Raw genomic sequence first — 14,284 nt, forward strand, 5'->3', positions numbered from 1 at the left:
CTGGACGGACAGGAGGCAGGCCCCATGCGGCAGCGCATCGCTGATTACGCCTTGCTGGGCGACTGCCACTCGGCGGCGCTCGTGGGCCGGGATGGCTCCATCGACTGGGCCTGCTTCCCCCGGTTCGACTCGGCCTCGGTGTTCTGCCGCATCCTGGATGCGCGCCGGGGCGGCTCCTTCCGGGTAGGGCCCGAGGGCGACTTCCCCTCCAGCCGCCGCTACCTCGACGACACCAACGTGCTCGTCACCACCTTCACCACGCCCACCGGCGTGTTGGAGGTGACGGACTGCATGCCCGTGCGCACCCGCGGCGCCCAGGGCCCCCGCTTGGGTTCCAGGCACTCGCTGCTCCGGCGGCTGCGTTGCACCACGGGCGAGGTGGACGCGCGGGTGGTGGTGGCACCTCGCTTCGAATACGGGGCCTTCGTGCCACGCATTCGCCTCACCTCGCCCCAGACGGCCGAGTTGGTGGGCGGCGCGGACGCGCTGTGGGTGACGGCCACCCGGCCGCTCATCGCGCACGAGGATTCCCTGCGCGCGCGCTGGCACCTGCGCGCCGGGGACGAGGCCTGGGTGGAAGCGGCCTGGACGCCCTCGCTCATCGAGCGCACGCCGCAGGAGATGCCGGACCTGGCGGCGCTGCGGGGGCGGCTGGAGGACACGGTGGCCTTCTGGCGCGAGTGGATCTCCCACTGCGCCTACGAGGGCGATTACGCCCACGCGGTGCGCCGCTCGGCCCTGGTGCTCAAGGCGCTCTCGTATGCCCCCTCGGGCGCCATCGTGGCCGCCCCCACCACGTCCCTGCCCGAGGAGCCGGGCGGCGTGCGCAACTGGGACTACCGCTACACCTGGCTGCGGGACACGACGCTCACGCTCATCTCGCTGATGCTGCTGGGCTACCAGACGGAGACGCTCGCCTTCCAGCGTTGGTTGGCGCGCACCAGCGCGGGCCGGCCGGAGGACGTTCAAATCATGTACAGCATCCGTGGCCACCGGTTGCTGCCCGAGGTGGAGCTGCCCCACCTGGATGGGCACCAGGGCTCGCGGCCGGTGCGCATCGGCAATGGAGCGGTGAAGCAGCTCCAGCTCGACGTCTTCGGGGAGCTGCTGGAAGGCTCGTGGCTCTTCGCGAAGATGGGCGGGAGCCTGTCCCCGGGGCACTGGGACTTCCTGCGCGGGCTGGTGGAGGAGGTGTGCCAGCGCTGGCGCCAGCCGGACCAGGGGCTCTGGGAGATTCGCGACGAGTCCCGGCACTTCCTCCATTCGAAGCTGCTGTGCTGGGTGGCGTTGGACCGGGCGCTGCGCATCGCGCGGGCGCGGCGGTTTCCCGCGCCGGTGGGGCGGTGGTCGCGCGAGCGCGCGCTGCTGCGCGAGTATCTGCTGCGTGAGGGCTCGCGCCTCGGGTGGTTCTCCCAGTCGGTGGGCTCGCAGCGGGCGGACGCCTCGGTGTTGCAGCTTCCCGCGCTGGGCTTCCTGCCCTCGGGCCACCCGCTGGTGGAGCGCACGGTGCAGGTGGTGCGCGAGCAGTTGGAGAGAGGCCGACTCCTCTTCCGCTACCACGCGCCGGATGGCCTGCGTGGAGGGGAGGGCACCTTCCTGCTGTGCTCCTTCTGGATGCACGACGTGCTGGTGCACTCGGGAAGGGCGGAGGAGGCGGAGGAGCTGCTGCGCTACCTGCTGAGCCTGGCCAACGACGTGGGCCTCTACGCGGAGGAGTCCGTCCCGGACACGGGAGAGGCGAGGGGCAACTTCCCGCAGGCCTTCACGCACATGGCGCTGGTGGCCTCGTGCGCGCAGCTCTCCGCGGGGCGGCGCTTCCAATTGCCCAGGCCTGGAGCGTATGACTACGCGGACTTCGCGCTCACCTACCACCTTGGCCGCCGCTCCATGTTCATGTCCCACTTCGCGTGGGAGGCGGCGCACTGAGAGGGGTCCCTCGCGGGCCATCCGAGCGTGGGCACGGCTTTCCGTCCGCCCCTCGTTTCCGAGGGCTTGTCTTGCAACGTTCGCGCCCGCCAGGCATCCAATCCCCATGCTTCAGTTCACCTCTCGTTTCATCGACTCGACTCCTGGAGATCCGCAGACCGACCGGCAGCCGCGTCAGGTGCATGGCGCCCTGTGGTCGAAGGTGCAGCCCACGCCGGTGTCGGCCCCGCGGCTCGTGGCCTGGTCCCCCGAGGTGGCGGCCCTGCTGGGCCTGGACGAGGCCACGCTGCGCTCCGAGGAGGCCGTGCGCGTGCTCTCGGGCAATGGGTTGTGGCCGGGCATGGTGCCCTACGCGGCCAACTATGGCGGGCATCAGTTCGGTCAATGGGCGGGGCAGTTGGGTGACGGGCGCGCCATCAGCCTGGGCGAGCTGCAGGGCCCCGAGGGCACGCGCTACGAACTCCAGCTCAAGGGCGCGGGGCCCACGCCGTACTCCCGCCGGGGAGACGGGCGGGCGGTGCTGCGCTCCTCCATCCGGGAATTCCTGTGCAGTGAGGCCATGCATCAACTGGGGGTGCCCACCACGCGTGCCCTGTCGCTGGTGGCCACGGGGGACGCGGTCATCCGGGACATGTTCTACGACGGCAATCCCGAGGCCGAGCCCGGGGCCATCGTGTGCCGGGTGTCACCCACCTTCCTGCGCTTCGGCAACTTCGAGCTGTGCGCGAGCCGGGGGGACGTGGGGCTGCTGAAGGCGCTGGCGGACTACACGCTGAAGAACTTCTATCCGGAGCTCGGGGCGCCGTCGAAGGACACGTATGCCGCCTTCTTCCTGGAGGTGGCGCGCCGCACCGCGCGGCTCATCGCGCATTGGCAGGCGGTGGGGTTCGTCCACGGCGTGATGAACACCGACAACATGTCCATCCTCGGGCTCACCATCGACTACGGCCCCTATGGCTGGGTCGACGACTTCAACCCCGGGTGGACGCCCAACACCACCGACGCCCAGCAGCGCCGCTACCGCTTCGGCAACCAGCCGGGCATCGGCCTGTGGAACGTCGAGCGACTGGGGATCGCGCTCTTGCCGCTCCTCGACGAGGAGGAGGCGCTGGTGGAGGCGGGACTGCTCGAGTACGAGCGCGTCTTCCAGAGCGAGCTGGAGCGGCGCTTCGCGGCGAAGCTCGGGCTGTCCTCGCTCGTCCAGGAGGGAGACCTCGAGCTGGTGCAGGGCTGCTTCTCGTGGCTCGCCGCGCAGGAGACGGACATGACGATCTTCTTCCGGGGGCTGTCGCGGGTGGTGACGGCGCCGGAGGCACCGAGCGAGTGGCCCGCGGTGCTGCGCGAGGCCTTCTACGGGAAGGTGCCCGACGAGCATGTGGCCCGGGGCCTGGAGTGGCTGGCGGCCTGGTGGCGGCGCACGCGGCGCGAGGACGTGGCTCCCGCCGAGCTGGCGCGGCGCATGGACGCGGTGAATCCGAAGTACGTGTTGCGCAACTGGCTGGCCCAGGAGGCCATCGATGCGGCCCACGCGGGTGATGACTCGAAGGTGCACACGCTGCTGGAGGTGATGCGGCGGCCCTTCGACGAGCAGCCGGGCCGCGAGGCGTACGCGGGCCGGCGGCCGGAGTGGGCGCGTTCGAAGCCCGGGTGCTCGGCGCTCTCGTGCAGTTCTTGAGCGTGCGTCCCGGGGCGGACTACTTCGCCCCGGCGGCGTGCATCGGGCAGCCGGTGGCGATCTGCCGGAGGAACTGGCTGTTGTCGTAGTAGTGCTCGACCTCGAGGATCCGCAGATCCTCGGCCACGCGCGCCACGCTCATGCCGAAGATCTCCACCCGCTGCCCGTTGGGAGCCTGTCCCTTGTAGGGGCCCGTGAAGTTGCCCCAGTGGCGCCACTTGAAGCTCACCGACGGCGGCGCCGAGTACACCTCGAGCACCTCCCAGAAGAAGCCCTCGGGGAAGGCGGTGTGGAAGACGTCGTGCGACGACTCGAACGTCTCCTCGCTGGCCTTGTAGTACTGCGTGTCACCGAGGAAGACGTTGTAGCTGCCGCGCGCGGCGATGTCGTCGGCGCTGGCCCACGTGCCTCCGTTGACGTTGGTGCGGAACCGGTCGCGCACGACCGACACCCACTGCGCGGGATCGGCCTTGTGCGAGACCTCCATCTCGAACACGCGCACGAGGTTCTCCACCACCATTTCCAGGGAGCCCGTGGGGAATTGGCGCGTACGCTCCTTGTGCACGGTGATGTTCGTCAGGTGGTAGTCCGGGCGCCCGTGGCGCCACTTCACGTCTTCATCGTTCTCGACGACGGCGTCTCGTCCCTGCAACCAGAGCGGTTCCGTGGTCGGCTTGGTGGTGCTCATGACGTCTCCTGGGGGGGTAGGGGCTCTTCGAGCCGGGGGCTCATTGTAGCAGCGGCCCACACTCGCCGTGTTGCCCCCGCCGCGATTCCCGCCGGGTCTGACGACTGATCGCGCATGCCCGGGTGTGCCATGCTCCGCCTCCTTTTTTGGATGGGGTGGACACATGACACGTATCGTTCCGGCCACGTCGTTGCTGGCCCTGCTGTTCCTCTTGCCCACGGCGTGCTCGGACGCGAGCCATGCCCAGGACGAAATGGAGCTGCGCCAGCTCGTGGCGGTCCAGGCCGAGGCGTGGAATCGCGGGGACGCGACGGCGTGGACCCAGGATTTCACTCAGGACTCGGACTTCATCAACATCGTGGGGAGCCTCTTTGAAGGACGGGCGGAGATCGAGCAGCGCCACGCCGCCATCTTCGCCACCATCTTCAAGGGCAGTCAGGTCAAGGTGACGGTGCGCCGGATCGTGTTCCCCGAAGCGGACATCGCCGTGGTGGACACGATCCACGAGTTGACGGGACACACCGGACTGCCTCCGGGAGTGCAGAACACCCAGCCCGGGCTGCTGCGCACCCAGATGAAGTACGTGATGAAGAAGATCTCCGGGCAGTGGCGGATCCTCGCCGGGCACAACACGGATGTGAAGCCCGCTCCCTAGCCTCGGCGATGCACGGCCCGGGAGCTTCCGGTAAGGTCGAGGCTCCATCGGGACCGACCGCCACGGGCGGGGAGACGCACAATGGAGCAGGCCACTCAGGGACAGGCGCAGGTGGTCGACGCGGACGTGGCCATCATGGGCGCGGGCATCGTCGGTCTCTTCAACGCACTGCAATACGCGAAGCGGGGCTTCCGGGTCCTCCTGCTCGACAACGCGCGGGGGCAGAAGCGCAGCTTCAAGGTGGGCGAGTCGTTCCTCATCTTCACCAACCCCTTCCTGCGCACGGTGGGGGGGTTGGATGCGTTCGCCGGGGAGTGCTTTCCCAAGCACGGCGTGTGGTTCACCTACGGGCTGGAACACTCCGAGCGCTTCGAGGCGACCTCCGAGTGGGGCGTCCACGCGGATCCTCCCCACTACCTGTATGAGCAGGCCCAGGACAAACGCTACTTCCGGGCCTCGCTCATGGACGTGCAGATCGTCCGGCCGGAAGCGGAGGACGTGATGCGTGAGTCGCTCGCGTCCTTTCCCAACGTGCGCTTCCTGGACACCGTGAAGGTGCGCGACGTGGTCATCCAGGAGGAGGAGGGCCGGCCCCACGAGCTGCGCTGGGAGTGTCAGGCCACGCGCGAGCAGGGCACGGTGCGCGCCCGGTGGGTGTTGGACTGCTCGGGGCGCAACCGCCTGCTGGCCAGGAAGCAGAAGCACGCCGTCGAGCTGAAGGATGGCTTCCAGACAACGGCCGTGTGGGGCCAGTTCGAGGGCATCACCGATGACCTCTTCGGCGAGCCGTGGGTGCACACGTACGCCGATGGCGACCAGACCTCGAGGGATCTGCACACCCTGCACCTGTGGGGCGAGGGTTATTGGATCTGGGTCATCCGGCTGTCCAAGCAGCGCATCAGCGTGGGGGCGACGTTCGATCAGCGCAAGCCGCCGCCGGGGGCGACGCCCGAGGCCCAGCTCTGGGAGCTCATCGGCCGCCATCCTCCGCTGCGCAAGGCCCTGGCCCAGGAGCGGATGCTCGAGTTCCGCATGTACCGCGACGTGCAGTACATGACCGACACCTTCGTGAGCGCCAAACGCTACGGGATGATGGGAGACGCGGCCTCCATCGTGGATGCCTATTACAGCCAGGGCATCTCGCTGGCGCTGGTGAGCTCCTGGCACGTCGCCAACCTCGTCGAGCAGGATCTGCGGGGTGGGGGGATGGACCCGGAGTACCTCGAGCGGGTGAACCGGGCGACCCGGCAGGACTGGCACATCATGCGCAACATGATCCGCGAGAAGTACACGCCGGCCATCGCGGACAGCCGCTTCTTCGTGCTCTCGCACATGCTCGACCTGAGCATCTTCTGGTCCGCGGGGGCCTCCCGCTCGCGCATCTCGCGCTGGCTGGTGGAGACGGGGGGAGACACGCGTCGCGAAACGCCCGAGCTGCGTGAGCTGCGCGAGTACCTCTCGCGGCACATGTTCTACTCCCAGACGAAGCCCTGGCACTGGCTGTCGCCGGAGCGCGTCCGGGAACTCCAGGGGCGCCTGCAGGCGGGAATCGGGGAGCGCGCGCGCTGGCGTCTCGAGCACGGTATCCGCGTGCCGACGCTCAAGGCCATCGTCCGGCTCGCGGCCCCCGTGCCCCAGTTGTGGAAGCTGCCGTTCCTGCGCGGCCAGGAGCGCGCGGACCTCTCCGCGGAGGACTTCATCCATCCGGAGAAGTTCCTCGAGCGCGTCCCCGCGTGGCTGCGCCGCTGGCTGCCCGAGTCCTCGTCGGAGCGGCTCTCCCGGGCCATCGCCGTGCGCGGGCAAACCCTGCTGGTGCTCTTCCTGCTGGGCTATGCCTATGACTGGGCCGACACCGAGGTCCAGAAGCTCCTGCTCCAGCTCGGGCTCCTCGAGCCCGACTCCAGGGCGGAGCCCCAGGAGACCGAGGCGCCATCCCCCGTTCGCAAGGTCGCCTCCTAGCCCGGATGTCGAGCCAACTCCGATGGCGCGTGGGCGCCTCCTGCGTGGGATTGGTCCTGTTCGTCCTGCTCTGGGATGTCGCGCTGTATGTCTCGGGTGCGCCGCTGCTGCCCCGGCCCTGGCAGGTGGGGCTCGGGCTGCTGGAGCTGCTGCGTCGGGGCGTGCTGTTCAAGCACCTCATCGCCTCCTTGTTCCGGGTGACGTGGGGCTTCCTGCTGGCGGTGGCGGTGGCGCTGCCCCTGGGGTTCGTCCTGGGCTGGAGCCTTCACGCGGGCCGCTCCCTGGGCCCCTTCGTCCAGCTCGTGCGCCCCATCAGCCCGCTGGCGTGGATTCCCCTGGCCATCCTCTGGTTCGGACTGGGTGATGCCTCGGCCGTCTTCATCATCTTCATCGCCTCGGCGCCGCCGCTGACGCTGGCCGCCATGAACGCGGTGCGCAACGTGCCCGCGGTCTACGTGCGGGCCGGCCAGAACTTCGGGTTGGACACCCGGCGGCTCTTCCTGCGCGTCCTCCTGCCCGCGGCCCTGCCCGAGCTGCTCTCCGGCATGCGCCTGACGCTGGGCATCTCGTGGCTCGTCGTCGTGGCGGCGGAGATGATCGCCGTGAACTCCGGACTGGGCTACCTGATCGTCGACTCCCGCAACGCGGGCAACCGGTACGATCTGGTGGTCGCGGGCATGGTATTGATTGGCCTCACCGGACTGGCGCTCGATCGGGCGATGGCGCGAGTGGCCCGCTCGCTCATGCATCGCCAGGACGTGGTCGGCGAGGAGCCAGGATGAGCGTCGAGAACCCCCTGAAGTCTGGCGCCATCAAGCTGCGAGCCCGTGGCGTCTCGGTGCACTTCCCGGGAGAGGGGCAGCCGCGCCAGGCGCTCGCTCCGGTGGACTTCGAGTGCCGGGAGGGCGAGTTCCTCTGCCTGCTCGGACCGTCCGGGTGTGGCAAGACCACGCTGCTCAACGTCATTGGCGGCTTCCTGAAGCCCACCACGGGGCAGGTGCTCATCGATGGAGAGCCCGTCACCCGGCCCGATCCGCGACGCATCTTCGTCTTCCAGGAGCGCGGCGTCTTCCCCTGGCTCACGGTGGAGGAGAACATCGGCTTTGGCCTGACCGACCTGCCCGCGCCCGAGCGGCGGCGGCGGCTCTCCCACTACCTGGAGCTGGTGGGGCTCACGGGCTTCGCGCGGGCCTGGCCCTCGGAGCTGTCCGGAGGGATGAAGCAGCGGCTCGAGGTCGCGCGGGCGCTCGCCGTCAAACCCGACATGCTCTTCCTGGACGAGCCCTTCAGCGCGCTCGATGCCATCACCCGTCACACCCTGCGCCAGGAGCTGCTGCGCATCCAGGCCGCCGAGCGGCAGACGATCCTCTTCGTCACCCACGACATCGACGAGTCCGTCCAGCTCGCGGATCGCGTGCTCGTCATGTCGTCCCGGCCGGGCCGCATCCAGCGGGTGGTGGACATCGAGCTGCCACACCCCCGGGATCTCAGCTCCCCGCGCTATCTCCAGTACCGCGACGAGCTGTTGGATGAGCTGGGTCTGGCCCATCAGGTGTGAGAGGGTGACGCGGCCATGAACAGCTCGCGCAAGCTTCCAGGCCTCCTGTGGCCCTGTGCCGTGGGAGCGGTGCTGCTGGTGCTCTGGCACGCCGCCGTGAAGCTCACGGGGACGAAGGTGCTGCCCACTCCGTTCGAGGTGCTCCTGGGCGTGCGGGAGCTCGCTCTTCGCGGCCACCTGGTGCCCTACGTCCGGGACTCGCTCGTGCGCGTGCTGTCGGGCTATGCGCTCGCGGTGTTCCTGGGCCTGCCGGCGGGGTTGGTGATGGGCCTGCACCCGCTCACCGCCCGTGTGGCCGGGCCGGTCCTCCAGGTGCTGCGCCCCATCAGCCCGCTGGCCTGGAGTCCCGTGGCCATCCTCCTCTTCGGCGTGGCGAACACCGCGACCGTCTTCCTCGTCTTCCTGTCGTCCTTGTTTCCCATCGTGACGTACACGATGGAGGCCGTGCAGCGCGTCCCCGGCATCTACCTCCGGGTGGGGGACAACTTCGGCCTGGGCCGCTGGGCCCTGCTCCGCCGCGTCATCCTCCCCGCGTGCCTTCCCTACGCGCTCACCGGGCTGCGCCTCGCGCTGGGCGTGGCCTGGCTGGTGGTCGTCGCCGCGGAGATGATGGGGGTCGACTCGGGCCTGGGCTACCTCATCATCGACGCGCGCAACGCCGGCAAGCGCTATGATCTCGTCGTCGCCGGGATGCTGCTCATCGGCGTCATCGGTCTCGGCCTCGACGGACTCATGCGCCGCATCGAACGGGCCGGCGCCGTGCGCTGGGCCTTTCATCGGGAGAGCTGAGGCGCTCCCTTCACCTGAAGAGAACCATGTCCCCTCGCAAACTCGCCGCGGCGCTCACCCTCTGGGTCCTCTCGCTCACCGTGCTCCATGTCTCGCTCAACGTGCGCTGGGACGACGTCGTCAACGAGTGGCGTCCCGAGAGCGAGCGCAAGCTCAACGTCGCCTACATCCCAGTCACCTGACACCTCGCGTGCCCGGTGACCGACTACATCGCCCGTCGCTCACTCGATCAGTATGTGTTCCTCCCCCGGCTGTTCCAGGGGTTCCCGGAGATCAAGGAGGCATTGATCTCCAATCGAGTGCAGGCGGGCTTCCTGGTCGCTCCCCTGGCCGTGGCCCTGCGGTCGCAGGGCGTTCCCATCAAGATCGTCTTCCTGGGTCACCGCTATGGCAGCGCGGCGGTGGTCAAGAAGGGGGGCCCCGTGAAGACGGTGGCCGACCTGAAGGGGAAGACCGTGGCCATTCCCAGCCGCTTCTCGGACGAGCGGCTGCTCTTGCTGCGCGCCCTCGAGCAGCACGGGGTGCGCGCGGCGGACGTGCGCATCGTGGAGATGCCGCCCGCCGACGTGGCGGCGGCCCTGGCGTCCAATGCCATCGACGGGTTCGTCATGGGCGAGCCCTTTCCGTCGCAGGCGGAGATGGGGGGCTACGGCCACGTGCTCTTTCACGCGCGCGAGTACTGGCCGGACTACCTGTCCTGTGTGCTGGTCGTGCGGGAGGACGTCATCCAGCGGCGCCCCGAGGCGGTCCAGGTGCTGGTGGATGGCATCGCCCGCTCGGGACTGTGGTTGGACTCGGGCCAGAGCGAGCGCGAGTACGCCGCCGAGTTCGTCGGGCGCTACTATTACAACCAGCCGCCCTCGCTCCTGAAGTGGGCGCTGACGAGGCCATTGGACCGCGTGCGGTTCAACCCGCTGATTCCCCGAAGGGATGACTTCGAGCTCGTCACCCGGCTGATGCTCGAGAACAAGTTGATCGACAAGCCCATCGCCTTCGAGGAGTACGTGGACTCGCGCTTCGCGGAAGGCGCCGCCTACGAGACGGCGTGGGACTATCCCGTGGGGGCCGGGCGGTTGGATCCGGAGAAGGCGGACGACTGATGCTCAGGAGCGGTGGCGCTCGGCCACGCGGTAGAGTTGGGTGAGGGAAGAGTCCAACAGCGACTGGCGCGAGCGCATGTAGCGCCAGGCCCGGACGAAGGGCAACCAGACGCGCTGGCCCACGAGCACCTGGGTCTCCTCGAGCTTCTGGCGTGGAATCCACTGACCCCCCAGGTGGCGCACCAGCACCTGACCCAGGTACGCGCCAATGGTGGGCACCGCCCGCGCGTCGATGTTCTCCCGCTCGAAGACACTCGGGAAGTCCTCGTGCCAGAACTGGAAGTCCACGTCCGTGAGGGACTCGGGGGTTGCCTGGAAGACGGAGGGCACCTTCGTGTGCATCAGCGCCACCAGGAGTTCGGCGAGGTAGCTGTAGTGCTCGCGGGCACGCTCGGGGTCCGCCACGTCCGAGGGCAGGGCGGCGGTGGCCGGGCGCCACTCCTCGGGCTCGGGCGGTGGGTTCGCGTTGAACCCGGCGATCTTCCGCTGGCGCTCGTGAATGGCGACGTCATCCACCACGCGGGAGAGGAGCGGTGCCACGTCTGGGGGGAAGCGGGGCTCCACGAGGGCGAGCGTGGCGCTGCGCTCGCGCAGGGTGCGCAGCACGGTGGAGAAGTCCAGGTCCGGGCGGAGGTGGGCATGGGCACGGGCCTGGGCCAGGCGTGCCTCCTCGCTGGCGAAGTCCGTGGCGGTGGGCCACGTCACCAGGAGCACGGAGCCGTTGGGGAGTTCCTCCACCCGCCAGGCCGGCGTGGACAGCATGCGCTCGCGTCCGACGCTCTCCACCAGCTTGGGGCCGAAGACGTTGAGCCAGAACACCTCATAGATTTTGTCGAATCCGTTTCGAATGGATGTCTGCATATCGCGGCCGAAACGGGGTGCGCCAGACAACTGGTCGTCTGCCAGACTATGGGCCAAGGCATGGGAGACAGGGTAGCGAGAGGCCCAGGTGCGCATCATCTCCACGACGCGAGGGCAGCGCTCCGCCTCCATGAAGAAGGAGAGCGGGTAGACCGTGAGCAGAAGATCCAATTTAGGAGGGCAGGTCGAAAAATAGAGTCTGAGCGTCATGTCCAACACGGGCCACTTCGTCCGGTGGAGCCCGATGGTGACTCCTCTCTCGCTGCGCTCCTCCTCCAACGACTTCCAGACGGCAGCGCGGTTGTATTTACGTCGCCGTTTGCCCTCGACGACATCTGGCATCCATTCGCCCGAAAACTCCTCGAGCGTTTGGAAGAAGGGCTCCAACTCGCGCTCCAGTGCCACTCGCGAGTCGAAGGCACCATCGAAGGTGATCCGGAGCCCATCGTCCGGATTCAAATCATACATGCTCAGCACCTTCATTGAAACAGCACCTCCACTCCTGGAACTTCACCTTGGACTTTGTTCAAGGCCAGATCCATTTCTGCTACATCCTTTATCATCAGGGCACCACCTTCATAGACAAGGCGAACCCTTGAAACTGGTACCTGGCTGCTCTCGCGCAGAAGGGGCCGCAGGGAGTCCCGGCGGATGTCCACCGTCTCACCGTATTTCCGCAGGGCCTCTCTCGCGTCCTCCATCATCTGTGCTTCCAGTGCCTTTCCTTTCAACCGTGACAGATCGCGGCTCTTGAAACTCAAGGTCTCGACGCGAGGCGGACCCTTGGTGAACAGTCCCTCCTCGATGATGAGCACGTCCGCGAAGCGCAGGCCGGTATCCACCTTTCTCACTCCGACGTACCGCTCGACGCGAGGCGTGTCAAAGTCCCCGAGGAAGCGACGCTCCGCCCGAGGCAGCTTCGCGTCGGCCCGCAGCAACGTCACCATGAGGCGCTCGAAGGCGAGCCCCCGGGCGAACCACCCCCGCATCTCCTCGTAGGGCGCCCAGCGCAAAGGCCCTTCGAGTGCCGTGCCTTGTTTGATTTCCCCGAGGCGCTTCTCGTAATAGGCGACGTACTCGGGCCAACGCGGGTGACTTTCGGCTCCAGGTGGTGGAGCCTCCACGGAGGGACGTTGCTTCTCCAGTTCCGCCACGGTCGTGGGCAGGCGTGGGCCCGTGGACTCGAGTTCCACCGCCGTGAGCTTGGCCTCCAGCACCTCCCGGGTTGATGCCCGCCTGCTCGTCCAACAGCGAGAGCAGGCTTCCCGGTCGTGGTGGGACCCCGGCCGTCTTCGTGGGAGGGAGGGCAGCCTCCGCTCCCCTCCTTGGGGACGAGGAGCCTGTAGCCCCCGGTCGGGCTCTGGCCATCATCGCCTGGGCCCTGGCCACGTTTCCCCCGGACTCGTGCAGTACCAGGGCGGCGTCCACTCCTCCCTCGGCCACGAAGCGGCCCGCTTCCCGGCTGGCCTGGATGTTCCGAGCCAGCTCTCGCAGGCCCTCCACGCCCAGCCGGGCCTCCAACTGTCGTGCCTTCTCCTTGAGCGCTGTCAGGCGCGGCTCCACCAGCCCCAGCCCTCGTGCTCCTCTGCCTCCGGCATACAGGGCTCCCAACAGCATCGCGGGCGCCAACTCGCGTGTGGCCTGCTCGTACTGTCCCTGGGACAGCGAGGCGAGGCCCGCACTTGTTCCGGCGACCAGGTAGTAGAAGCCCAGTGGCACGCCGAAGGTCATCGCGTCGAAGCTGCCCACCGCCACGCTGCCCGGGGCGAAGTGCCTCCAGGCCAGGGCATGCTCCCTCTCGTGCAGCGCCTCCCGGTAGGGCGGCGGCAACTGCTCCCGTCGCGCGGACATCTCCATGAACCGCAGGCCATCCATCGTCTGGCTGGTGGCGAGGGCATCCCGGGCGGCGCGGCCCAGGCCCCGCAGCACGTCACCGGCTTGCTCGGCCCGATCCGGATAGGCCGACAGCGGCAGTCCTCGCCGCTCCAGTTCCTCGCGTACCCGGGGCATGCGCCCCAGCGTCGGCCCCAATTGCTTGTCGCGGGCCAACAGGCGCAACACCGCGTCCACCTCGTCGTCATGGGCCGAGTGCAGGACGAACAGGGCGAAGACCTCGGCGTACACGAGGCCATGGCGCTCGGTGGTGTCGAGGAGGAAGGCGGCGCGCTTGCGGTTGAGGATTCCGACCGCGTCCTCGCGCACGGGCCCCAGGGCACCGAGGCGCACGGCGCGCCAGTCATCCAATGCCTCCACCAACCGGGGCATGTCCACCCGCTGCTGCAACGCGATGTACTCAGCGGGTGAGGAACACGTCAGGAAAGGGGCCAGCAGCGCCTCGGCATCCCCGGAGGACAGGTCGGGCCAACCCGCGGGTACGGCCACTCCCCCACAGGAGAGCGCCTCCCCCTGGGGGAAAAAACCGCCGGAGCCTCCCGTGGCGTCTCCGAGGTTGGGCGAACCGACGCCGCTCTTCGAACTCCCGAGCGGGGCACTCGTGGCGCAACCCGCGAGGAGCACGAGCGTGGTGGCCACGGCCAGGAACGCCGGACCAACTCTTCGCACAGTGACAGGGCTCATTCCCATGTCGTGGGTGTGCTCGGCGGACGAGCGACTCAGAAGGAGCAGACGGAGTCGGGGCCGCAGTAGCCGATCCGCCCGTTGCACTCGCAGTCCAGATCCTCGGAGCAGAACCGCGCGGGGCAGATTGGACCGCCGCCCCCGCCCCCACCACCCGTGCCGTAGGTGTAGTGGCAGGTGTTGTCGATACACGCCGCCGTGCGCGCGCTCGAGCACGAGAACGCGCACTCCTCATCGGTCTCGCACAGGCGCGCCAGACAGATGAACCCCTGCGCGTCCTGCTCCTGGCTCAGAGAGGCGTTGGCGGGGGCGCTGTTGTCACAGAGGGCGATGGGCTCGGCGAACGCGGCGGGGGACAGGGTCACGACGAGTGCGGCGAGGAAGGACAGGCAGCGACGGACGGACATCATGGGGGCGACCTCCAGGGGGAAGGCATGTCACGCCCGGTCATGGGCGCTGGGGGAGCATACGCACCCGGAGTGTTCTCGCACCAGGA

The 14,284-nt window shown here is 68.5% G+C and carries 14 protein-coding genes; 9 read left to right on the top strand and 5 right to left on the bottom strand.

Annotation, left to right across the window (positions count from 1 at the left end):
* The first annotated feature begins 24 nt into the window (after nt 1-24).
* Complete coding sequence (locus D187_RS40850; protein ID WP_002627641.1) at nt 25-1,926, top strand: glycoside hydrolase family 15 protein; 1,902 nt, start codon at nt 25-27, stop codon at nt 1,924-1,926.
* Between the two features lie 106 nt (nt 1,927-2,032).
* On the top strand, nt 2,033-3,601 hold the full coding sequence (locus D187_RS40855; protein WP_002627642.1) for a protein adenylyltransferase SelO: 1,569 nt from the start codon (nt 2,033-2,035) through the stop codon (nt 3,599-3,601).
* Between the two features lie 19 nt (nt 3,602-3,620).
* Here D187_RS40855 and D187_RS40860 read toward each other — a convergent pair whose 3' ends face one another.
* Nucleotides 3,621-4,289, bottom strand: a complete 669-nt coding sequence (locus tag D187_RS40860; RefSeq protein WP_002627643.1) for an ester cyclase — start codon at nt 4,287-4,289, stop codon at nt 3,621-3,623.
* A 163-nt stretch (nt 4,290-4,452) separates the two neighbouring features.
* Between D187_RS40860 and D187_RS40865 the strand changes: the two genes are divergently transcribed.
* From D187_RS40865 to D187_RS40890, 7 genes are all read left to right on the top strand, one after another.
* Nucleotides 4,453-4,944 carry an SgcJ/EcaC family oxidoreductase gene (locus tag D187_RS40865; RefSeq protein WP_002627645.1) on the top strand — a complete coding sequence of 164 codons (492 nt, stop codon included), beginning with the start codon at nt 4,453-4,455 and terminating at the stop codon, nt 4,942-4,944.
* Nucleotides 4,945-5,025: 81 nt separating this feature from the next.
* Nucleotides 5,026-6,903 carry an NAD(P)/FAD-dependent oxidoreductase gene (locus tag D187_RS40870; protein ID WP_002627647.1) on the top strand — a complete coding sequence of 626 codons (1,878 nt, stop codon included), beginning with the start codon at nt 5,026-5,028 and terminating at the stop codon, nt 6,901-6,903.
* Nucleotides 6,904-6,947: 44 nt separating this feature from the next.
* Nucleotides 6,948-7,685: an ABC transporter permease gene (locus D187_RS40875; RefSeq protein ID WP_002627649.1), complete on the top strand. Its 738-nt coding sequence runs from the start codon at nt 6,948-6,950 to the stop codon at nt 7,683-7,685.
* Nucleotides 7,682-8,461, top strand: coding sequence for an ABC transporter ATP-binding protein (locus D187_RS40880; RefSeq protein ID WP_002627651.1), 780 nt, complete (start codon nt 7,682-7,684; stop codon nt 8,459-8,461). The genes D187_RS40875 and D187_RS40880 overlap by 4 nt, the downstream gene beginning before the upstream one ends.
* A 15-nt stretch (nt 8,462-8,476) precedes the next feature.
* On the top strand, nt 8,477-9,250 hold the full coding sequence (locus D187_RS40885) for an ABC transporter permease (RefSeq protein ID WP_002627653.1): 774 nt from the start codon (nt 8,477-8,479) through the stop codon (nt 9,248-9,250).
* 26 nt (nt 9,251-9,276) lie between these two features.
* A complete protein-coding gene (locus D187_RS56880; protein WP_002627655.1) occupies nt 9,277-9,432 on the top strand; it encodes a hypothetical protein in 156 nt (51 codons plus the stop codon).
* A gap of 15 nt (nt 9,433-9,447) precedes the next feature.
* Nucleotides 9,448-10,350 carry an ABC transporter substrate-binding protein gene (locus D187_RS40890; RefSeq protein WP_002627657.1) on the top strand — a complete coding sequence of 301 codons (903 nt, stop codon included), beginning with the start codon at nt 9,448-9,450 and terminating at the stop codon, nt 10,348-10,350.
* Between the two features lie 3 nt (nt 10,351-10,353).
* Here D187_RS40890 and D187_RS40895 read toward each other — a convergent pair whose 3' ends face one another.
* Genes D187_RS40895 through D187_RS40905 form a run of 4 tightly spaced genes read right to left on the bottom strand, consistent with a single transcriptional unit; the run spans nt 10,354 to nt 14,198 of the window.
* Entirely contained in the window at nt 10,354-11,694 is a 1,341-nt protein-coding gene (locus tag D187_RS40895) for a hypothetical protein (protein WP_020918623.1), read from the bottom strand.
* On the bottom strand, nt 11,691-12,053 hold the full coding sequence (locus D187_RS58495) for a hypothetical protein (protein ID WP_002627661.1): 363 nt from the start codon (nt 12,051-12,053) through the stop codon (nt 11,691-11,693). Before D187_RS58495 ends, D187_RS40895 begins: the two co-directional genes overlap by 4 nt.
* 37 nt (nt 12,054-12,090) lie before the next feature.
* Complete coding sequence (locus tag D187_RS58500) at nt 12,091-13,788, bottom strand: HNH endonuclease (RefSeq protein WP_245591954.1); 1,698 nt, start codon at nt 13,786-13,788, stop codon at nt 12,091-12,093.
* A gap of 35 nt (nt 13,789-13,823) precedes the next feature.
* The gene (locus D187_RS40905; RefSeq protein ID WP_002627664.1) at nt 13,824-14,198 is read right to left on the bottom strand and encodes a hypothetical protein; all 375 of its coding nucleotides are present in this window, start codon (nt 14,196-14,198) and stop codon (nt 13,824-13,826) included.
* Between the last annotated feature and the right edge of the window lie 86 nt (nt 14,199-14,284).

The sequence above is a fragment of the Cystobacter fuscus DSM 2262 genome (assembly GCF_000335475.2).
Classification (GTDB): Bacteria; Myxococcota; Myxococcia; order Myxococcales; family Myxococcaceae; genus Cystobacter; species Cystobacter fuscus.

Bases quoted from the DNA above. Each gene is read 5' to 3' on its own strand.
- D187_RS40860 (WP_002627643.1), bottom strand. From the start codon at position 4,289: ATGAGCACCACCAAGCCGACCACGGAACCGCTCTGGTTGCAGGGACGA.
- D187_RS40880 (WP_002627651.1), top strand. From the start codon at position 7,682: ATGAGCGTCGAGAACCCCCTGAAGTCTGGCGCCATCAAGCTGCGAGCC.
- D187_RS58500 (WP_245591954.1), bottom strand. From the start codon at position 13,788: ATGAGCCCTGTCACTGTGCGAAGAGTTGGTCCGGCGTTCCTGGCCGTG.
- D187_RS40870 (WP_002627647.1), top strand. From the start codon at position 5,026: ATGGAGCAGGCCACTCAGGGACAGGCGCAGGTGGTCGACGCGGACGTG.
- D187_RS40895 (WP_020918623.1), bottom strand. From the start codon at position 11,694: ATGAAGGTGCTGAGCATGTATGATTTGAATCCGGACGATGGGCTCCGG.
- D187_RS40850 (WP_002627641.1), top strand. From the start codon at position 25: ATGCGGCAGCGCATCGCTGATTACGCCTTGCTGGGCGACTGCCACTCG.
- D187_RS56880 (WP_002627655.1), top strand. From the start codon at position 9,277: ATGTCCCCTCGCAAACTCGCCGCGGCGCTCACCCTCTGGGTCCTCTCG.
- D187_RS40905 (WP_002627664.1), bottom strand. From the start codon at position 14,198: ATGATGTCCGTCCGTCGCTGCCTGTCCTTCCTCGCCGCACTCGTCGTG.
- D187_RS40885 (WP_002627653.1), top strand. From the start codon at position 8,477: ATGAACAGCTCGCGCAAGCTTCCAGGCCTCCTGTGGCCCTGTGCCGTG.
- D187_RS40865 (WP_002627645.1), top strand. From the start codon at position 4,453: ATGACACGTATCGTTCCGGCCACGTCGTTGCTGGCCCTGCTGTTCCTC.
- D187_RS40855 (WP_002627642.1), top strand. From the start codon at position 2,033: ATGCTTCAGTTCACCTCTCGTTTCATCGACTCGACTCCTGGAGATCCG.